General features: G+C 69.5%; 15 protein-coding genes and 2 pseudogenes. 9 read left to right on the plus strand and 8 right to left on the minus strand.

The genetic code is table 11. The features are described 5' to 3' along the window. Positions 1-76: 76 nt before the first annotated feature. The 3 genes and pseudogenes from ABB33_RS15635 to ABB33_RS19315 all read left to right on the plus strand — a co-directional run bounded on the left by ABB33_RS15635 (position 77) and on the right by ABB33_RS19315 (position 4,010). On the plus strand, positions 77-982 hold the full coding sequence (locus tag ABB33_RS15635) for a helix-turn-helix domain-containing protein (protein WP_056932692.1): 906 nt from the start codon (positions 77-79) through the stop codon (positions 980-982). 46 nt (positions 983-1,028) lie between these two features. Then, positions 1,029-2,639 (plus strand): annotated as a pseudogene (locus tag ABB33_RS19310) (TonB-dependent receptor plug domain-containing protein); the annotation flags it as partial. Next, positions 2,622-4,010 (plus strand): TonB-dependent receptor domain-containing protein, encoded by a 1,389-nt coding sequence (locus ABB33_RS19315; RefSeq protein ID WP_425513313.1) that lies wholly within the window; start codon positions 2,622-2,624, stop codon positions 4,008-4,010. The pseudogene ABB33_RS19310 and the gene ABB33_RS19315, both read left to right, overlap by 18 nt. Positions 4,011-4,265: 255 nt before the next feature. Here ABB33_RS19315 and ABB33_RS15645 read toward each other — a convergent pair whose 3' ends face one another. The 3 genes from ABB33_RS15645 to ABB33_RS15655 form a co-directional block, all read right to left on the minus strand. Next, the gene (locus ABB33_RS15645) at positions 4,266-5,381 is read right to left on the minus strand and encodes an HDOD domain-containing protein (protein ID WP_056932694.1); all 1,116 of its coding nucleotides are present in this window, start codon (positions 5,379-5,381) and stop codon (positions 4,266-4,268) included. A 159-nt stretch (positions 5,382-5,540) separates the two neighbouring features. Then, positions 5,541-6,077 carry an inorganic diphosphatase gene (gene ppa, locus ABB33_RS15650; protein ID WP_056932695.1) on the minus strand — a complete coding sequence of 179 codons (537 nt, stop codon included), beginning with the start codon at positions 6,075-6,077 and terminating at the stop codon, positions 5,541-5,543. A gap of 303 nt (positions 6,078-6,380) precedes the next feature. Then, on the minus strand, positions 6,381-8,426 hold the full coding sequence (locus tag ABB33_RS15655) for a sodium-translocating pyrophosphatase (RefSeq protein ID WP_054668765.1): 2,046 nt from the start codon (positions 8,424-8,426) through the stop codon (positions 6,381-6,383). A gap of 261 nt (positions 8,427-8,687) precedes the next feature. Between ABB33_RS15655 and ABB33_RS15660 the strand changes: the two genes are divergently transcribed. Beyond that, positions 8,688-9,191 carry a hypothetical protein gene (locus ABB33_RS15660; RefSeq protein ID WP_056932696.1) on the plus strand — a complete coding sequence of 168 codons (504 nt, stop codon included), beginning with the start codon at positions 8,688-8,690 and terminating at the stop codon, positions 9,189-9,191. A gap of 61 nt (positions 9,192-9,252) precedes the next feature. Here ABB33_RS15660 and ABB33_RS15665 read toward each other — a convergent pair whose 3' ends face one another. From ABB33_RS15665 to ABB33_RS15675, 3 genes are all read right to left on the minus strand, one after another. After that, on the minus strand, positions 9,253-9,792 hold the full coding sequence (locus tag ABB33_RS15665; protein ID WP_152985127.1) for a DUF2846 domain-containing protein: 540 nt from the start codon (positions 9,790-9,792) through the stop codon (positions 9,253-9,255). 4 nt (positions 9,793-9,796) lie between these two features. Beyond that, positions 9,797-10,498, minus strand: a complete 702-nt coding sequence (locus ABB33_RS18800) for a lipase chaperone (protein ID WP_056932697.1) — start codon at positions 10,496-10,498, stop codon at positions 9,797-9,799. A 224-nt stretch (positions 10,499-10,722) separates the two neighbouring features. Further along, on the minus strand, positions 10,723-11,979 hold the full coding sequence (locus tag ABB33_RS15675; protein WP_056932698.1) for a 6-phosphofructokinase: 1,257 nt from the start codon (positions 11,977-11,979) through the stop codon (positions 10,723-10,725). A 149-nt stretch (positions 11,980-12,128) separates the two neighbouring features. Here ABB33_RS15675 and ABB33_RS15680 point away from each other — a divergent pair, with 149 nt between their 5' ends. From ABB33_RS15680 to ABB33_RS15690, 3 genes are all read left to right on the plus strand, one after another. Then, positions 12,129-12,692, plus strand: a complete 564-nt coding sequence (locus ABB33_RS15680; RefSeq protein WP_054667432.1) for an adenylate kinase — start codon at positions 12,129-12,131, stop codon at positions 12,690-12,692. Between the two features lie 298 nt (positions 12,693-12,990). Then, the gene (gene mpl / locus ABB33_RS15685) at positions 12,991-14,352 is read left to right on the plus strand and encodes a UDP-N-acetylmuramate:L-alanyl-gamma-D-glutamyl-meso-diaminopimelate ligase (protein ID WP_056932699.1); all 1,362 of its coding nucleotides are present in this window, start codon (positions 12,991-12,993) and stop codon (positions 14,350-14,352) included. An 88-nt stretch (positions 14,353-14,440) separates the two neighbouring features. Further along, positions 14,441-15,049, plus strand: a complete 609-nt coding sequence (locus tag ABB33_RS15690) for an LON peptidase substrate-binding domain-containing protein (protein ID WP_054667428.1) — start codon at positions 14,441-14,443, stop codon at positions 15,047-15,049. A 48-nt stretch (positions 15,050-15,097) separates the two neighbouring features. Here the strand turns inward: ABB33_RS15690 and ABB33_RS15695 are convergent, their stop codons facing one another. Then, on the minus strand, positions 15,098-17,101 hold the full coding sequence (locus tag ABB33_RS15695; RefSeq protein WP_056932700.1) for a bifunctional DedA family/phosphatase PAP2 family protein: 2,004 nt from the start codon (positions 17,099-17,101) through the stop codon (positions 15,098-15,100). Positions 17,102-17,240: 139 nt separating this feature from the next. Here ABB33_RS15695 and ABB33_RS15700 point away from each other — a divergent pair, with 139 nt between their 5' ends. Continuing rightward, positions 17,241-17,903, plus strand: a complete 663-nt coding sequence (locus ABB33_RS15700; RefSeq protein WP_056932701.1) for a phosphotransferase — start codon at positions 17,241-17,243, stop codon at positions 17,901-17,903. 240 nt (positions 17,904-18,143) lie between these two features. Here ABB33_RS15700 and ABB33_RS15705 read toward each other — a convergent pair whose 3' ends face one another. Beyond that, on the minus strand, positions 18,144-18,833 hold the full coding sequence (locus ABB33_RS15705) for a hypothetical protein (RefSeq protein WP_056932702.1): 690 nt from the start codon (positions 18,831-18,833) through the stop codon (positions 18,144-18,146). 138 nt (positions 18,834-18,971) lie between these two features. Here ABB33_RS15705 and ABB33_RS19135 point away from each other — a divergent pair. Next, positions 18,972-19,085: pseudogene (locus ABB33_RS19135) on the plus strand (SDR family oxidoreductase); the annotation flags it as partial.

The following is a 19,085-nucleotide window of genomic DNA, read 5'->3' on the forward strand; positions in this document are numbered from 1 at the left end:
TATCGTCGTAACTTCCTGACCGCTGCCGCCAGAGTTGGCAAAACCATCGGCCATTGAAGGCAAATGATGGTGAGTCATGCGACAGGTGGCCTGGGTCGATCGCGGTCAGTCGGTTTCGTTCGAGAAACAGCCCGAGGACGGTCCGCGTCCGAACTGCGTGGGGGTGGCCCGCCTGGGCAGCCTGCAGACCTCGGGAACCGTGTTCACCGTGTGGATGCAGTTGCGCGGCAGCGCCTGGGTCGAATCCAGGGAAGGCCGCTTCCGCCTGCGCCAGCGTGAATGGATCGCGTTCGAGAAGGACTCGCGGCCGCTGATCCAGGCCAGCCGCGACGGGCTGTGCATCGGCGTGGCGCTGGATGCCAATGCGCTGCGTACCCTGGGCGACCTGGCCGACAGCGGGCTGTACGCCGGGCATGGCCTCATGAGCCGGGCCGAGGCGCGCACGGCGCTGCACCTGTGGCGCGAGGCGCAGGCCAGGGAGCCGGGCTCGCATGTCCTGCGCCCGCTGCTGCTGCACGTGGCGTCGCTGCAGCGGGACTATTCCGAGGGCGTGCAGCGCTGCCCGGGACGGTCGCGCCTGCGCAAGCGCCAGGTGTTCAGCCGCATGCAGCGCGCGCGCATGTACCTGGAGGGCAACAGCCACCGCGTGGTGCGCATCGGCGAGCTGGCCGAGCTGACCAACTTCTCCAGTTGGTACCTGTCCAAGACCTTCCAGTGCCTGTACGAGGAAAGCCCGCAGTCGCTGTCCGCGCGCCTGCGCCTGGAGCGTGCGGCCATGCTGCTGCGCGATACCGACATGATGATCAGCGAAGTCGCCGCGGCCAGCGGTTTTGACAACTGCTGCAGTTTCGCCCGCGCCTTCCGCGCCCGTTTCGGGGTCCCGGCCAGCCGTTACCGCGAGGCGGTCTGTGCCGGCCTTCCGCCACAATCGGCAAAGTCTGCGACTGCTTCGCGCAAACCCATGGCTTCGGTACGAACGTAACGTTCGGGGGTGTTTTAACGCACCACTAACGTAATCGGAGAGATTGATGAATTTTCGTACTCCCGCCGTGCGGTTGGGCCTGCTCCCGGCTGGCATTGCCATTGCGCTGACTCCTGCGTTCGCTTCGGCGCAGGACGCCACTGCCGGCGCCACCACCCTGGACCGCCTGGAAGTCACCGGTTCGCGCATCCGCGGCGCCAACATGGAGACGCAGCAGCCGATCCTGACCCTGACCCGTGAAAACCTGGAAAAGCAGGGCTACACCTCGGTCGCCGACGTACTGCAGAACATGACCTCGGCGGGTTCGCCGGCAATCTCCCGTTCCGAAGCCCTGGCTTCGGGCGAGAACGTGGGTGGCTACTACATCGACATCCGCAACCTGGGCGCCAACCGCACCCTGGTGCTGATGAACGGCAAGCGCCTGGGCGCCACCACGGGTGGTTACCAGGATCTGAGCCAGATCCCGATGTCCGCCATCGAGCGCATTGAAGTCCTGAAGGACGGCGCCTCGGCCATCTACGGTTCCGACGCCATCGCCGGCGTGGTCAACGTGATCACCCGCAAGCGGTTCGACGGGGCTGAAGCGCAGGTCTACCTGGGCCAGTACGGCGAGGGCGACGGCGAAACCAACCAGTACTCCTTCACCATGGGTTCGGAAGGCGAGCGTGGTGGCATCACCCTGTCCGCCGAGTACTCGAAGCAGGACCCGGTGATGGCCAAGGACCGCTGGTTCTCCCGCGACGGCGGCAAGGGTCCCAACACCACCCCCGCTGACCTGAGCCCGATCGGTCCGAACGGCGTGTGGTGCGATCCGCGCGTGTTCGGCGACTGCAAGCCGACCAAGGACAAGACCCCGATCTGGCAGACGCTGAATCCGGGTGGCGATCCGACCAACCCGAACGACTACCACCCGATCACCCCGGCCGAGTACGCCAACGCCAACCAGCAGATGATGCTGCAGACCGGCATTGAGCGTAAGTCGGTCTACGTGAACGGCAACTACGATTTCACCGACAACGTCTCGTTCAACGCGGACATCCTGTACAACGAGCGCACCACCGATCAGCAGATCGCCGGCTACCCGTACCAGTCGCAGTCGTTCGGCACCCCGCTGTCGGCCGACAGTGCGTTCAACCCGATCGGCCAGGACGTCGAGTTCCGCCGCCGTCTGTGGGAAATGCCGCGTACCACCGAAAGCAAGCTCAAGACCCTGCGCTTTGCGCCGACCATCAGCGGCTTCTTCGAGTTCGCCGACAAGTCGTTCGACTGGAACGTCGGTGCGCTGTTCAACCGCAACGAGTCGACCAAGACCAACCACGGCGACATGAGCCTGATCGCCGCGCGCCAGGCGCTGGGCCCGTCGTTCATCGACGCCAACGGCGTTGCCCGCTGCGGCACCGCTGCCAAGCCGATCGAAGGCTGCTATGCGTGGAACCCGCTGCTGCCGGCCGGCGTCGCCGGCCCCGGTTCGCTGGACAACAAGGACCTGCAGAACTTCCTGTTCCCGTCCTTCACCACCACCGGCGTGACCAAGACCACCTCGTTCACCGCTGACCTGGCCGGTTCGATCATGACCCTGCCGGCGGGTGACCTGGGCTTCGCCATCGGCGTCGAACACCGCGAGGAAGAAGGCCGCTTCGTGCCGGACGCCTTCACCAAGACCACCTCGTTCACCGCTGACCTGGCCGGTTCGATCATGACCCTGCCGGCGGGTGACCTGGGCTTCGCCATCGGCGTCGAACACCGCGAGGAAGAAGGCCGCTTCGTGCCGGACGCCTTCATGCAGTCCGGCGAGTACACCGGCCTGGGCCAGACCACCACCAACGGCAAGTACGAGCTGGACGAGGTCTACCTCGAACTGAACATCCCGGTGCTGGCCGACATGGCCTTCGCCAAGGAACTGACCGTCAACGTCGCCGGCCGTTACTCGGACTACAGCAACTTCGGCGGCACCATGAACGGCAAGTTCGGCGTCACCTGGCGTCCGCTCGATGAGCTGCTGGTCCGCGGTACCTACGCCCAGGGCTTCCGTGCGCCGTCGGTCGACAACATGTACGGCGGCCTGGGTTCCAGCTTCGAGAAGTACACCGATCCGTGCTCGGTCGGCGTGGCCGGCAGCGTCGCCGGCAATGCCGCCTGCACCGCCGCGGGCGTCGCTCCGGACTACAAGCAGCTGGGTCAGGGCCTGATTCCGTGCACCACCTGGCCGTGCGCGACCCCGGACCAGTTCATCTCCGGTTCCAACCCGAACCTCAAGCCGGAAACCTCCACCAGCAAGACCGTCGGTCTGGTGTGGAGCCCGCGCTGGGTGCAGGGCCTGGACATCTCGCTTGACTGGTACAACTACCAGATCAACGACATGATCATCTCCGATAGCGTCGACCGCATCCTGCGCGACTGCTACGTGCTGGGCAACAGCAGCCGTTGCGCCGGTATCGTGCGTGCCGCCGATGGTCACATCACCGAGATGTTCTACGGCCTGGCCAACCTGGGCCAGATGGAGACCGAAGGCTACGACCTGGGCGTCAAGTACCGCCTGCCGGAACTGGCCATCGGCCAGATCTCGCTGGATTGGCAGACCACCTACACCGCCAAGTACGATGAAGTCGGCCAGAACAAGGCCGGCGACAAGATCATCATCGGCAACGTCGGCAGCCCGGGCATCTTCCGCGTGCGTTCGAACCTGGGCGTGAACTGGGAGTACGGCAGCTTCGGTGCCACCTACACCGCGCGCTACTACTCGGGCATGAAGGAAGGCTGCGTCAGCCTGGCTGACGGCTGGTGCGACCTGTCCGACCGTTACGCCAATGGCGAGTGGGAACCGCTGCGCAGCACCGGTTCCAACACCTTCCACGACCTGCAGGTCAACTACAAGGCACCGTGGAATGCCACCATCGCCCTCGGTGCGAACAACGTGTTCAACCACCGTGGCTCGCTGCAGTACTCGGCACCGAACAGCGATTTCGCCTACTACGGCGGCTTCGACATCGGTCGCTTCATCTACATGAAGTACACCCAGCGCTTCTGATCCATCGAAGTTCTGTGCAGCATGACGAAGGGCGGGCCGCAAGGCCCGCCCTTCTTCTTTTGCGCGGGTGGCCGCATGCGGACGGTGGCGGCGCGCCGGCAGGGTGCGTCATCCGCCGGCGGCTGTGATCGCGCCGCTGGGTGCGCACGGATCGCTACGGGGGCCGTGGCCGCGCAGGTTCGGCTGATGGACACGCAAACGGAAACGGCCGCATCGGGTGCGGCCGTTCCAGGCAAGGCAGGGGGAGATCCCGCCTCAGGCGATGTCGGACAGCCCGGCGAGGTCGCTGGCCATCTCGCGCCAGCCTTGGAGCCGCGGCAGCACCGCGGTGCGTTCCAGGTACTGCTCGTCCACCGGGTTGCCGCTGGCCAGTGCCGTTGCCACGTGCACGGCGCCGGTGACCCAGAAGCTGCGTACGTTCGAACGCTGCGGCTGCAGGTGGAACGCGACCGCTTCGATGATCGGCATCGGCAGGCCCCACAGCCCCAGCAGGTAGGCGCCGGCCTCGTCGTGGCCCGGGCGGTCGTCGCCCTCGGCCGCCGGCTCGCGCGCGTCGCGCACGCCGGGCAACAGCAGGCCGATATCGGCCAGCAGGGCAGCAGTCGAGCCCAGCTCGGCGCTGGAGGACGGGAGCATCCTGGCGGCCAGGCGCGATGCGGTCAGCGCGCGTGCCTGCAGTGCGTTGCGCTCGGCCGGGGACACCGACGGCACCGAGAACACCTCGCTGGCGAGCACCAGGTCGCGCAGCGTGGACAGGCCCAGCCGGGTCACCGCGCCGCGCAGGTCGGAAATCGCCCGGCCAGTGTTGAAGAAGGCGGAGTTGGACAGCTGCAGCACCTTGGCGGCGATGGCCGGGTCGGCCGACACCAGCTTGGCGATATCGCTGGCATCGCTGTTCTCGTCCTCCTCCAGCGCATGCATCAGGCTCAGGTACAGGTGCGGCGGCGACGGCAGTTTCTCGATGCGGCCGATGGCCGCGCGCAGGCGCGGGCTGTCCAGCAGGTCGCGCAGCTCTTCCAGGCTGGTCAGCGCCTCCAGCAGCACCTCGGGCGACAGCGGCAGCGGCAGGAAGCGGTGCGCCACGCCGATGATGCGGGCCGAGGGCGCGCGCTGGCTGTGCGCGGCTTCGATCAGCGCGATGCGGATCGTTTCCGGGCGCAGGGTGCGGATCTGGCCGAGCAGGGTGGCGGGCGTGAGGTCGGGCAGCGCCGGGGCGACGATGACGGCGTCGATGGGGCTGGACGCCACCGTGGCGATGGCGGCATTGCCGTCCGGAGCGGTCTGGACCTGCCAGTCCTCGCCCAGGTCGGTGATGTACTCGAGGAGTTCGGCCGACAGGCTGGCTTCGTCGCCGACTAGCAGGATACGCAAGACATTTCCCCCAATGGAACCGTCCGGCCGCAACTGGAACAGGCCGGAAAACCGGCCTGCCAATGTAACGGAACACCCCGCCAAGGTCATGCACCCCGCGGATGAAACGTGATGGTCGTCGCTGGCGGCGGCGCGGCGTGGCACCGCCGCCGGCGTGACTCAGTCCTGCTGGGCGACGAAGGCTTCGTGCGCCTGGACCAGGATGCGCTTGGCCTCGGCGGCGTCACCCCAGCCTTCGATCTTGACCCACTTGCCCTTTTCCAGGTCCTTGTAGTGCTCGAAGAAGTGGCCGATGCGTTCCAGCCAGTGGCTGGACACCTGGGCGATGTCCTCGACGTGGCCGTAGCCGCTGAAGATCTTCGCCACCGGCACGGCCAGGATCTTCTCGTCGCTGCCGGCCTCGTCGCTCATCTTCAGCACGCCCACCGGGCGGCAGCGCACCACCGAGCCGGGCACCAGCGACAGCGGCAGCACCACCAGCACGTCGGCCGGGTCGCCATCGCCGCACAGGGTGCTGGGGACATAGCCGTAGTTGCAGGGGTAGCGCATCGGCGTGGAGAGGATGCGGTCGACGAAGATTGCGCCCGATTCCTTGTCCACTTCGTACTTCACCGGCTCCGAGTCCTTCGGAATCTCGATGATGACGTTGATTTCTTCCGGGGGGTTCTTGCCCGCGGAAACGAGTTCCAGACCCATGCGCTGCTCCGAATCGTGCGTTTGACAGAAGGACGCCATTCTACGCCGGCTGCTGGTGCGGCGCACCAAACAGCCGCCGGTCGTGAGGCCGGGCGTGGGGGCTGCCGGGGCCGCGCCGGTGGTTGCGGGCAGGCGGGGCTGACGGTTGGCCGGGCCGGGGCGGGCGCCGTGCTGCCGGGTGCCTGCGGCCAGGTGCCGGCCTGCGTGCCGGCGCGAACCCCGGCAGTGGCGCCCTGGCGCGGCCCGGCGCCGGCCCCCGTCCGCACGCGCGGGAGGGACCGGGGGCCTGCCAACCGGGCTGGCCTACAGCAGCGGCACCAGCAGCAGCGCCACGATGTTGATGATCTTGATCAGCGGGTTGATCGCCGGGCCGGCGGTGTCCTTGTAGGGATCGCCGACGGTGTCGCCGGTCACCGCGGCCTTGTGCGCCTCGCTGCCCTTGCCGCCGAAGTGGCCGTCCTCGATGTACTTCTTGGCGTTGTCCCAGGCGCCGCCGCCGGTGGTCATCGAGATCGCCACGAAGATGCCGGTGACGATGGTGCCGATCAGCAGCCCGCCCAGCGCTTCGGGCCCGAGCAGCAGGCCGACCACGATCGGCACCGCCACCGGCAGCAGCGACGGCACGATCATTTCCCTGATCGCCGAGCGGGTCAGCATGTCCACCGCCCTGTCGTACTGCGGCTTGCCGCTGCCGTCCATGATCCCGGCGATCTCGCGGAACTGGCGGCGCACTTCCTCCACCACCGCGCCGGCGGCGCGGCCCACCGCCTCCATCGCCATCGCACCGAACAGATAGGGGATCAGGCCGCCGACCAGCAGGCCGATGATCACCCGGTGGTCGGACAGGTCGAACACGAACGACCTGCCGGGGTGTGCCGCCTGCAGGTTGTGGGTGTAGTCGGCGAACAGCACCAGCGCGGCGAGCGCGGCCGAGCCGATCGCATAGCCCTTGGTGACCGCCTTGGTGGTGTTGCCCACGGCATCGAGCGGGTCGGTGATGTCGCGGATCTCCGGCGGCAGCTCGGCCATCTCGGCGATGCCGCCGGCGTTGTCGGTGATCGGCCCATAGGCATCGAGCGCGACGATCATGCCGGCCATCGACAGCATCGCGGTGGCGGCGATGGCGATGCCGTACAGGCCGCCGTGCAGGAACGCGAACCAGATCGCCGCGCACACTGCCACCACCGGCAGCGCGGTGGACTTCATCGACACGCCCAGCCCGGCGATGATGTTGGTGCCGTGGCCGGTGGTGGAGGCCTTGGCCACGTGCTGCACCGGCTTGTACTGGGTGCCGGTGTAGTACTCGGTGATCCACACGATCAGGCCGGTCAGCAGCAGGCCGATCAGCGCGCAGATGTACAGGTTCATCGCGCCGTGGGCGTTGTCGCCCATCAGCGCGGTGGTGATCGGGTAGAACGCGATCGCGGCCAGCACGCCGGAGACGATCACGCCCTTGTACAGCGCGCCCATGATGTTGGGCTTGCTGCCGGAGACCTTGACGAACATCGCGCCGATGATCGAGGCGAGGATCGATACGCCGCCCAGCACCAGCGGATACAGCACCGCGTTCTTGCCAGCGAAGTCGGCCGAGCCCGGCACCATCATCATGCCGCCCAGCAGCATGGTGGCGATCACCGTCACCGCATAGGTTTCGAACAGGTCGGCGGCCATGCCGGCGCAGTCGCCGACGTTGTCGCCGACGTTGTCGGCGATCACCGCCGGGTTGCGCGGGTCGTCCTCGGGAATGCCGGCTTCGACCTTGCCCACCAGGTCGGCGCCCACGTCCGCGCCCTTGGTGAAGATGCCGCCACCCAGGCGCGCGAAGATCGAGATCAGCGACGAGCCGAAGGCCAGGCCGACCAGCGCGTGCAGGTTGTCGGCCTGCGGCAGGCCCAGCTTCTGCAGCACGAAGAAGTAGCCGGCCACGCCCAGCAGGCCCAGCCCCACCACCAGCATGCCGGTGATCGCGCCGCCCTTGAAGGCCACGTCCATCGCCGCGCCCATGCCGTTGCGCGCGGCTTCGGCGGTGCGCACGTTGGCGCGCACCGAGACGTTCATGCCGATGTAGCCGGCCACGCCGGACAGCACCGCGCCAACCGCGAAGCCGACCGCGGTGTACCAGCTCAGGAACACGCCCACCAGCACGAACAGCACCACGCCGGCGATGGCGATGGTCAGGTACTGGCGGTTGAGATAGGCGCGCGCGCCCTCCTGGATCGCCGAGGCGATCTCCTGCATGCGTGCGTTGCCGGCCGGCTGGCGCAATATCCAGCGGGCGGCGAACAGACCATAGGCGATGGCGATGACCGCGCACGCCAGCGCGAAGACGAGACCGTAGTGTTCCAGCATGAACCCCTCCAGCACAGGTGGATGTCGTCCAGCAGCGCTGAACGCGGGACACGCCGGGATGAAGCACTGGAACAGACCCGGAGCCATGCAGCGGCCGTGGTACGTGTCGCGGTGTTCAACGATTCCTGGAGCTGCGGCGAGTATGGGTCAGCTGCCGTTCACTGTCACGGCCCGCACGCGCTTGCCATGCCGTTCAGCGCCGCGCTGGCACCGTGCGCTCTGGACGAAAAGCGAGGCTGGACGATGAAGATGCGGGGTGGAATGCGGTCGATACCGTTGCTGGCGCTGTTGCCGCTGGCCGCAGGCGCACAGGCGCCGGCGGCCGCGCAACCGGAGATCCAGCGCCCGCCGGGTACGGCGCAGGCGGTGGGGGCGGTGCATACCGTACGGCAGATTCCCGAGGCCTGCGTGCGCATCGAGGGACGTTTCACCGGCCAGGCCGACGCACCCTACGCCATGCAACTGGTACGCACCGATGCGCGCTGCCAGCCGCGCGCGGTACTGCGGGAAGCAACCCGGGTCACGCCGGGCGAGGACGGGTGGCGGCTCAATGACCGCATCCGCATACCGTCCGCGGCCTGCCCGGGCCAGCAGGCGGTGGTCGAGGTCTGGCGGCGCCCGGTCGAGCAGCCGCTGGCGCGCGACGGGCAGGGGCAGGTGCGCGTGTACCTGGGCGAAGCGCGGCAGCAGGCCGATGCCGGCAAGCTGGCATCGCTGCCGGCGTTCGCGGTGGACATGCGGGTGCAGGGCACGCCGTGCCGCTGAGGCGGGCGGTGGCGCGAATGCAAAGGGGGGCGGGGATGCCGCCCCCGTTGGTGAGGCTGGGTCACTCGCGGAGCTTGAGCTTGTCCGCCATGCCGTTGAAGGTCGCTTCGTCGGACGGGGACAGGTTGGGGCGGCCGGCCAGCACGCCCATCGTGATCGTCCCCTGCACGAAGTAGGTTTCGCCCTCCTCGACCTCCATGGTCAGCACGTCCTTGGCTTCGGAGTGGACGGTGTAGTGGTGGGTGCCGGGCTCGGCGAAGTGGATGAAGTAGTTGCCGCTGCGGAGCTTGCCCAGCTCCTGTTCGCCTTCGCGCACCTTGAAGCCGATTGCGCCACCAGCGAACTTGCTGGGGCGGAAGAACACGATCTGTGCCTTGTCGGCCGGGGCCGGCGCGATCCTGCCATTGCTTGCCACGGTTTCGGGTGCCGCTGCCGGGGTGCTGGCCGCGGCGTTGACCTCGGCCGCTTCGTTGCCTGCCTGCGTGTCGGCAGCCGCGGCGGCCGGAGGGGGCGTCAGCGCTTCTTCCACCTGCTGCGCCGCACCACTGAACGGGATCAGCAGTGCCGCGGAAAGCGTCAACGTGCACAAGCGTACTTGCATGGAACTACTCCTTGGGTTGGTCCCGGGTGTCGGGTGTGGGTGAAAGGGAAGGATCGGAATCGAGAGTCGGAGCCGGGCCGGTGGCCGGTGGCGCGACGGGGGCCGGGATGGGGGCGGAGTCCGCGGCGGCGCCTGGCTCGGCCCGCGGCTGGGCACGGATTCTGGCGATGTCACGGGTCCCTTCGGGTATCACTACTTCGCGGCCGCGGATGAACATCGCGAACGGTCCCGCAGCGAATGAAACGCCCAACGCCATGCCGCTGTTGTCGTCACCGCTGGCCCCCACTTTGAAGCCTCGCAGCAGCAGTGGACCGGCGGGTGTTTCCAGCATGCGCGCGGCAATGATCAGTTCGCCGGGAGCACCGCCTCCCCGCGCGGGGGCGGCGTGGACGACCTGGCCGGTTCCGCGGGTGCCGGCGGCAACCCGCTCGATGCCATCGAGCAGCAGTGGTTCGACCAGCACGATCGGAAAAACGTCGCCGCGCTTGTGTGTGGATGAGGCCAGCGATTCGCCGAGTTCGATGGTTACCGGCATGCCGGCTGGAAGCGGGGTGGCGGCACCATCCGGCGCGGCGGAGGCTGCAGGTGCGGCAGGCGGGTCGGGCGCCACGCTGGCGGCCGTGCCCGGTTGCTGGCCGGAGATGGCACTGGACAGCACGTGCAGAAGCAGCGCCAGAATGGCGCCGGGTGGTGCGTCGCTGGACATCCTGTCGGCCCCCTGCCTGTGGGCACGATCGTAGCCGTGGGCGGGCGCTTTGGGAACACGTCGGTGCCGTGGGCCTGGCCGGGTGCCGGCGCCGTGGCCAGCGCTCCTCCATGGTGCCGGCAATGCCGCTGCCGGCATGCGTCGCGATCAGTCGCGACGCATCTGTCCACTGGCCGCTGCAGCTGAGGGCTGGGCGATGGCCTGGCGCCGCCGCATGGATGGGCTCAGCCCTCCCAGGCCGGGAGCTTCCTGGCGACCGCCACGTTCTTCAGGGTCACGTACTTCGGCAGTCCGTCGCGGCCCCACGGCAGCGGCGCTTCGCCACGGATCAGCGGCTGCAGGTAGCGGCGCGCCTTGTCGGTGATGCCGAAGCCGTCGCGGCGGATGAAGCTGGCCGGCATCTTCTTCTCGTGGTTGGCCACCCTGGACAGCGGCGCGGCCTCGATCTTCCAGCGGTAGGGGGCATCGGAGGTGCGCGCGATCACCGGCATCACCGAGTTGCGCCCGGCCAGCGCGAACCGCACCGCCGCCCTGCCCACGGCCTGCGCCTGCTCCCAGTCGGTCTTCGAGGCGACGTGGCGGGCCGAGCGCTGCAGGTAGTCCGGCAGGGTCCAGTGCACCTTGTAGCCCAGCTCGGCCTTGACCCGGCCGGCGAGGTAGGACGCCACGCCGCCGAGCTGGGTGTGGCCGAACGAGTCGGTGGCGCCACCGGCGTCGGCGACGAAGCGGCCATCGGCGCTCTGGATGCCCTCGCTGGCGACCACCACGCACCAGCCCACCCTGGCCACCACCTGCTTCACCTTCGCCAGGAAGGCGGCCTCGTCGTAGGCGCGTTCGGGCAGCAGGATGATCTGCGGCGCATCGTCGGGGTTTTCCCCGGCCAGCCCGGCCGCGGCGGCCAGCCAGCCGGCATGGCGGCCCATCGCCTCGTAGATGAACACGCGGGTGGAGGTCTCGGCCATCGCCGCAACGTCCAGCGCGGCCTCGCGCACCGACACCGCGGTGTACTTGGCCGCCGAGCCGAAGCCGGGGCAGGTGTCGGTGACCGCCAGGTCGTTGTCGATGGTCTTGGGCACGCCGACGCAGGTCAGCGGGTAGTCGAACTCGCGGGCCAGCTGCGAGACCTTCAGCGCGGTATCGGCCGAATCGTTGCCGCCGTTGTAGAGGAACCAGCGCACGTCGTGCGCCCTGAACACCTCCAGCAGGCGCGCGTAGCGGGCCCGGTCCGCCTCCAGCGACTTGAGCTTGTAGCGGCACGAGCCGAACGCGCCGCCCGGGGTATGGGCCAGCGCGGCGATGCTGGCGGCCGACTCGCGGGAGGTGTCGATCAGGTCCTCGCGCAGCGCGCCCAGGATGCCGTTGCGAGCGGCCAACACCTTGATTCTGCTGGCCCTTGCTTCGGCGATGACGGCCGACGCGGTGGCGTTGATGACGGCGGTCACGCCACCTGACTGGGCGTAGAGCAGGGTACCTTTGGACATGGGCGGGATTCTCCGGGCGGGGGACATTTCCGGGACATTGGCCGGATGCGGTAAGCTGCGTTATTGCGGTGCAGCGTGAATCGGCCCATGAGTCTAACGCCGCTGTCCGTCCCTGAAAGAAACGTCCTCTACATACAAGGGAGTCAGGAATGCGATTGGTTCTGTTGGGACCGCCCGGTTCGGGCAAGGGCACGCAGGCGACCCGCCTGAAGGAAGAGCTGCGGATCCCGCACATCTCCACCGGCGACCTGCTGCGCGCCGAAGTGGCTGCCGGCACCGAGCTGGGCAAGCAGGCCAAGGCGGTGATGGACGCCGGCAACCTGGTGTCCGACGACATCCTGCTGGGCATGCTCGAAGCGCGCCTGGCCCAGGCCGACGTCGCCAACGGCTTCATTCTCGACGGTTACCCGCGCAACGTGGCCCAGGCCAACGCGCTGGGCGAACTGCTGGCCCGCCTGCAGCAGCCGCTGGACGCCATCGTGCAGCTGGATGTGCCGACCGAGCTGCTGGTCGAGCGCATCGCCGGCCGCGCCAAGGAGCAGGGTCGTGCCGACGACAACCCCGAATCGGTGCGCCAGCGCCTGCAGGTCTACAACGACTCCACCGCGCCGGTGATCGATTTCTACGCCGGCAAGGGCACGCTGGCCCGTGTCGACGGCGTCGGCGCGCTGGACGAAGTGCTGGCCCGCATCCTGGCGGCGATCAAGCGCTGATGCCTTGCCTCCCGCTCCGGACCTGCGCCGGAGCGGGCGCACAAGCGAACGCCCCGGACCATCGGCTGGTCCGGGGCGTTCGTCGTACAGGGGCCAGCAGGTGGGCGTGCTCAGAGCCCCGCAGCATGAGCTCCCTGGGGATGGCCTCTTGGGGAGTAGGACCTGAGGGATACTGCGGCTGGCCCGTGTATTCTCGGTATGAATGCCCCCCAGCGGTATAGGAGTTTCCCCTACAGGCGGGTAGGGGTAATGCCGGGATGACATACCCGCGCGCCGCCGCATCGGCGACAATCGGCGCATGAGCAAGCTCCATATCCTCGGCATCGCCGGTACTTTCATGGGCGGCGTGGCCGCCCTGGCCCGCGAACTCGGCCACGCGGTCGAAGGCAGCGACCAGGCGGTGTACCCGCCCATGTCCACCCAGCTGGAGACGCTGGGCATCAGCCTGGCGCAGGGCTACCTGCCCGGCAACATCGGCGCCGATTGCGACGAGATCGTGATCGGCAACGCGCTGTCGCGCGGCAACGCGGCGGTGGAGGCGGTGCTCGATGCCGGCCGCCGCTACACCAGCGGCGCGCAGTGGCTGGCCGAAAACGTGCTGCCGGGCCGCGACACGCTGGCGGTGGCCGGTACCCATGGCAAGACCACCACGACCACCATCCTGGCCTTCCTGCTGCAGGCGGCCGGGCGCGAGCCGGGCTTCCTGATCGGCGGCGTGGCCGAGGACTTCGGGGTTTCGGCACGCCTCGGCGGCGGTCGCGAGTTCGTGGTCGAGGCCGACGAATACGACACCGCGTTTTTCGACAAGCGCAGCAAGTTCGTCCATTACCGGCCGCTGGTGGCGATCCTCAACAACCTGGAATACGACCACGCCGACATCTTCCCGGACGTGGCCGCGATCCAGCGCCAGTTCCACCACCTGGTGCGCACCGTGCCCGGGCGCGGCCGGCTGATCGTCAACGGCGAGGACGAGCGCCTGGCCGAGGTGTTGGCGATGGGCTGCTGGACGCCGGTTGATCGCTTCGGTTTCGACCCCGCGCTGGAATGGAGCGCGCGCCTGGTCGAGCAGGACGGCAGCGCGTTCGCGGTGCTGCACCGGGGCATTGAGGTGGCGCAGGTGCGCTGGCCTCTGCTGGGCCGCCACAACGTGCTCAACGGCCTGGCGGCGCTGGCCGCCGCGCATGCGGTGGGCGTGGACGTGGCCGCGGTGGCGCCGGCGCTGGCCGGCTTCCAGAGCGTCAAGCGCCGGCTGGAAGTGATCGGCCAGGCGCGCGGCGTGACCATCTACGACGACTTCGCCCACCATCCCACCGCCATCCACACCACGCTGGAAGGCCTGCGCGCGAAGGTCGGGCCGGCGCGGATCGTGGTGGCGATGGAGCCACGCAGCAATTCGATGCGGCTGGGCGCGCATGCCGCGGCGCTGGCGCCGTCGCTGGACATCGCCGACGCGGTGGTGTTCCTTGCCCGCCCGGAGCTGCCGTGGGATGCGGCCGCGGTGATCGCGGCGGTGCGCGGGCAGGCGCAGGCGGTGGCCGATACCGACGCGCTGCTGGCGCGGCTGGGCGAAGCGGTGCGTGATGGCGACCACGTGGTGTTCATGTCCAACGGTGGCTTCGACGGCGCGCCACGCCGTTTCCTGGCGCGACTGCAGGGCTGATACCGCTGCCGGGCGCAGCGCGGGGGTGGCGCGGGACATGCGCTACCCTCGTTGTGGATTTTTCCGCCCGTGGAGCCCGGCCCGGCCGATGACCGATACCCAGACCCTGCCCCTGTTCCCGTTGCACGGCGTGTTGTTGCCCGGCGCCGCGCTCGGCCTGCGCGTGTTCGAGCCGCGCTACATGGACCTGGTGCGCGAATGCGGCCGCCACGGCGGCACCTTCGGCATCTGCCTGATCCTGGACGGCGAAGAAGTCGGTGCGCCGGCCACGCCCGCGGCGTGGGGCGTGGAGGCGTTGATCGAGGATTTCGATGTCGGTGCCGACGGCGTGCTGCTGCTGCGCCTGCGTGGCGGCCGCCGCTTCCACGTCGAGCGCACGCGGGTGCGCGACAACGGCCTGGTGGTGGGCGAGATCCAATGGCGCGAGCCGGACCACGACGACGAGCTGCGCCCGGAGCATGCGCTGCTGGGCCTGCTGCTGGAGCGCATCCTGGAACAGGCCGGCGGCGAGTTCGCCGGCGCCGGCCCGGCGCAGCTGGACCAGGCCGCCTGGGTGGGCTGGCGGCTGGGCGAACTGCTGCCGCTGGACGAGGAGCAGCGGCTGGTGCTGCTGCAGGAAGACGATCCGCACCTGCGGCTGGAGCGGCTGATCAGCTGGATTCCCGATTTCGAACCGCCCGCCGGGGCGGAGCCGTAGCCGCGCCACGAGACCCGCCGCGGGCAGGCCGGCACCGCGCCGCCGTGGTCACGGGGCGCGGTCGCTGCGGATCATCAGCAGCTGCATTCCGTTCTCGGGCATGGGCTGGGTGCGGGTTTCCATTCCGTCCAGCGACTGCGTCACCGCCTCCAGCGCCGGGTCCACGCCGCGCAGCGGCAGCCACAGCCCGAACAGCTTGAAGTGCCGCTGGTAGCGCAGGGTCTGCGCGCTGCCCAGCCACAGCGGCGCCTGGCCCGGTTGCAGCCGCACCGGTGCCGGCCACAGGCGCAGCGCATACAGCTCGTCCGGGCGCGTGCCCCGGCGCAGCATCAGCAGCGATTCGACATGGGTGTCCAGCGTTGCCGGCAACACCGGCACCTGGTCCGGCGTGGCCTTGCTGTCGAGCATGCTCAATGCCTGCTGCCAGCCGGCCTGCGGCTGCAGCGTCCAGCCATTGCGTTCCAGCTGCTGGCGCAGCGGCGCCAGCGGCCCGGCCACCTGCACGTCCAGCGGCCAGCGCTGGTCGTCGTCGAATTCGTTGCGGCGCGCCGGCAGCTCGCGCCAGCCGTCCTGCCACCACCACGCCGCATCCATCATCCGTGGCGCCTCGGCCGCCGGTTCGAACTTGGCCAGCTTGGCGGCCACGTTGCGCGGCGCATACCAGAACCCGGCCAGCAGGAAGACGCCGTAGAACAGCCAGGTCACCGGCTTGACCCAGAACGAGCGGTTGAAGCGGCGGCGGTAGGCGATGCCCAGCACCAGCAGCCAGAAGATGCCGAACAACATGCCGCCGATGACGTCGCTGAGCCAGTGCGCGCCCAGGTACAGGCGGGCGAAGCCGATGATGGTGACCACGATGCCCGACACCAGGTACGGCCACACCCGCGTGCGCCCGGGCAGCTCGCGGCTGATCAGCACGGCGAAGAAGCCGAAGGTGATGGTGGCCATGGTCACCGACACCGACGGGAAGCCGAAGCCGCTGCTGGCGGCCGGTGGCCGCACCACGTCCACGGTGGCGCCCAGCAGCTTGGTCAGCGCCAGGCCGAACGCCAGCGCCGCCAGCCAGTGCGCGGCGGCCATCCAGCGCCGCCGCCAGGCCAGGTAGCCCATGCCCGCGGCGATCGCCGGCAGCAGCACCTGCCAGTCGCCCAGCGAGGCCAGCGCCGCCATCGGGTAGTCGGCCAGCGGGTTGCGCAGGGCCAGCATCAGGTGGTGCACGGCCAGGTCCAGCGACAGCGGCTCGCCGTGGCCGACCACCACCATCAGCAGCACGAACCAGCCCCAGCCCAGCAGCAGCAGCATCAATGCCAGCATCGCCAGCGGCACCGATTCGCGCCGGCGCGGGTCGAACAGGTCGTTCCAGTAGCGGCCGAGCAGGTGCGGGTGGCGCTGCGACCAGCGCAGCAGGCGCGCCAGCCAGCCGTCCATGCGCGCGGCCGACCAGCGGTAGCCATACAGCACGATGGCCCATACCAGGCCCAGCATCACCCCGAGCAGCGCCACCACCACGAACAGCCGGCCGGCGACCGCGGCCACCGCGTCGTAGGCCTGTCCCAGCGCCCAGCCCGGCAGCAGGAACAGCACCGCCCACGACAGGCTGGCGACGGCGCTGGGTTGTGCGTAGCGCGCCAGCGGCATCCTGGCCATGCCGGCGATGGCCGGCACGAACGGACGGATCGCGCCGACATAGCGCGCCACCAGGATGCTCTTGAAGGCGTTGCGCCTGAACAGCAGTTCGCCGCGTTCCAGCAGCTGCGGGTAGCGGCTGAACGGCCAGACCCCGCGCAGGCGGTCGCCCCAGCGCCGGCCGACCCAGTAGCTCAGGCCGTCGCCGCAGAAGGCACCGAGCGCGGCGCAGGCCACCGCGTAGGGGCCGGAGATTTCGCCCATGCCGATCAGCACGCCGACGGCGATCATCAACGGCAATGCCGGCACGATCGCGCCGAGGATGATCACGGCGTCGCAGAAGGCGATGGCGAAGACGGCGCCGCCGGCCAGTACCGGGTGCGCGGCGATCCAGGCCAGGAGGGAGTCGATCCAGGAAGGTTGCATCGCGGGATTATAGAAGGGCGCGGGTGTCTGACCGCTCGCTTGCGCCGCGGTTCCCGACAGCGGCCATGCAGGTAGCGCGGTGCCCGTGCAGGGCCGCGACCGGTCCGGCCGGTGACGGCCAGCGGCTAGAATGGCGGCGATGGCCACTCCCCACGACGACGGCGTCCAGATCCTCAAATCCGACAGCTTCGGCCGCATCCTGGTGGTGCGCGAGGGCGGCCGCCGCTTCGTGCGCCGCGATCTCGGCGCCACCGCGTGGTGGCTGCGGCTGCCGGCCTGGTGGCTGGCGCGGCGCGAGGCGCGCGCGCTGGCGAAGCTGGGCGGAATGGAGGCCACCCCGCGGCTGCTGGCCTGGGACGGGCGCTGGCTGGACCGCAGCTACATGGAGGGCGCGGCCATGCACCTGCGCCCGCCGCGTGGCGACGTGGCCTGGTTCCATGCCGCGCGCCGCCTGCTGCAGCAGGTGCACCGCCAGGGCATCGCCCACAACGACCTGGCCAAGGAAGCCAACTGGCTGGTGCGCGCCGATGGCTCGCCGGCGCTGATCGACTTCCAGCTCGCGGTCTGCGGCGATCCGCGCTCGCGCTGGATGCGCCTGCTCGCGCGCGAGGACCTGCGCCATCTGCTCAAGCACAAGCGCATGTACTGCCGGCAGGCGTTGACCCCGGTGGAGCTGCGCCTGCTCAAGCGCCATTCGTGGGTGCGCGAGCTGTGGTTCGCCACCGGCAAGCCGGTGTACCGCTTCGTGACCCGGCGCATCCTGCACTGGGAAGACAACGAGGGGCAGGGCCCGAAGATGTGACGGGGCCGGCGTGGCGGACTGCATCCCAGAACCCTGCCGTGCGGCTTTGGGCTCCGACTCGCCACCTTGCCGTCCGCCGCGGCTTTGGCGCGCCCTCTCGACAGAATGGGGGGCGCTGCTCCATCAGGTTGGCAATGCGCGTGGAGCGGCGCTTGCTCCGCTCCACGGTGGGTTCGTCGCAGCGTTGCGATCCTGCGCGGCTGCCTTGCGCCGGCCTTGCGGACAGCGCGCTGGCGCGGCTCAGCGCACCTCCACCACCTGCCGGCCGATGTAGCGGCGCCCGGCGTCGAAGTCGTAGCCCAGCGTGAGCGTGCCATCGTCGGCGCAGGCATGGCAGCCGCGCAGCGGCATGGCGTACAGCAGGCGCACGCCGCCGTCGGGCAGCGGCGCGGTGCCGGCGGGCTGCGCCGGTGCGAATGGCACGGCCTGCGGGTGCCTGTCGAAAAATGCCCTGGCCTGCGCCTGGCTGCGGGCACTGTCGGGCAGCACGTCCGCATCCACGTCGATGGTCCGGCCGCTGGCGTCCACCAGCCAGGTGCCCTGGTTGGTGTTGGCGCGCAACGGGAACTCCAGGGTCGCCACGCCCACCCCGGACTGGTCGTCCCAGGCGCTGACATAGCCGGACTCGCCCTGTGCCGCCAGGCGCTGCGCGGCGGCGATCGCGGCCGGTGTCGCGCCGGCGCTGCGCAGCGCATCGACCACGCAGTGGCTGCCCGCCGGCGTGGCCGCCTGGCGGCAGGCATCGGTCGAGCCGCTCCATACCGCGCTGGCGTCGATCCGCACCGGCGTGGCATCGCCGTTGCCCAGGCCGGTGGTCTGCCCGGCGACGTCGCGCGGGTATGTCGCCTCGCCGGGCGACGCGGCGCGCTTCTGGCAGGCGGGCAGGGACAGGGCGAGCAGCAGGCAGACGGCAACAGGCAGGGATTTCATGGCAACGCACGACAACTGTGGAAGGGCGCCAGTATCGGCATCGCGGATTAACGGCAGGTGTTCGCGCGCTGCCGGAAGGGGTGGCGGTGCCGGTGGCGCATAATGCACTTCGCTTCCATCGGCATCGCGGAGTCGCGCATGAGCACCCTGCAAGGCAAGACCCTCTTCATCACCGGCGCCCACCGCGGCATCGGCCTGGCGACCGCGCTGCCCGCCCCCGCCGACGGCGCCAACGTGGCCATCGCCGCCAAA

It is taken from the genome of Stenotrophomonas acidaminiphila (genome assembly GCF_001431595.1).
In the GTDB taxonomy this organism is placed as follows: Bacteria; Pseudomonadota; Gammaproteobacteria; order Xanthomonadales; family Xanthomonadaceae; genus Stenotrophomonas; species Stenotrophomonas acidaminiphila.

What these genes read in the sequence shown, in the direction of transcription:
- ABB33_RS15635 (WP_056932692.1), top strand. Translation starts at nt 77, where the DNA reads ATGCGACAGGTGGCCTGGGTCGATCGCGGTCAGTCGGTTTCGTTCGAG.
- ppa (WP_056932695.1), bottom strand. Translation starts at nt 6,077, where the DNA reads ATGGGTCTGGAACTCGTTTCCGCGGGCAAGAACCCCCCGGAAGAAATC.
- ABB33_RS15655 (WP_054668765.1), bottom strand. Translation starts at nt 8,426, where the DNA reads ATGCTGGAACACTACGGTCTCGTCTTCGCGCTGGCGTGCGCGGTCATC.
- ABB33_RS15660 (WP_056932696.1), top strand. Translation starts at nt 8,688, where the DNA reads ATGCGGTCGATACCGTTGCTGGCGCTGTTGCCGCTGGCCGCAGGCGCA.
- ABB33_RS15665 (WP_152985127.1), bottom strand. Translation starts at nt 9,792, where the DNA reads ATGCAAGTACGCTTGTGCACGTTGACGCTTTCCGCGGCACTGCTGATC.
- ABB33_RS18800 (WP_056932697.1), bottom strand. Translation starts at nt 10,498, where the DNA reads ATGTCCAGCGACGCACCACCCGGCGCCATTCTGGCGCTGCTTCTGCAC.
- ABB33_RS15675 (WP_056932698.1), bottom strand. Translation starts at nt 11,979, where the DNA reads ATGTCCAAAGGTACCCTGCTCTACGCCCAGTCAGGTGGCGTGACCGCC.
- ABB33_RS15680 (WP_054667432.1), top strand. Translation starts at nt 12,129, where the DNA reads ATGCGATTGGTTCTGTTGGGACCGCCCGGTTCGGGCAAGGGCACGCAG.
- mpl (WP_056932699.1), top strand. Translation starts at nt 12,991, where the DNA reads ATGAGCAAGCTCCATATCCTCGGCATCGCCGGTACTTTCATGGGCGGC.
- ABB33_RS15690 (WP_054667428.1), top strand. Translation starts at nt 14,441, where the DNA reads ATGACCGATACCCAGACCCTGCCCCTGTTCCCGTTGCACGGCGTGTTG.
- ABB33_RS15695 (WP_056932700.1), bottom strand. Translation starts at nt 17,101, where the DNA reads ATGCAACCTTCCTGGATCGACTCCCTCCTGGCCTGGATCGCCGCGCAC.
- ABB33_RS15700 (WP_056932701.1), top strand. Translation starts at nt 17,241, where the DNA reads ATGGCCACTCCCCACGACGACGGCGTCCAGATCCTCAAATCCGACAGC.
- ABB33_RS15705 (WP_056932702.1), bottom strand. Translation starts at nt 18,833, where the DNA reads ATGAAATCCCTGCCTGTTGCCGTCTGCCTGCTGCTCGCCCTGTCCCTG.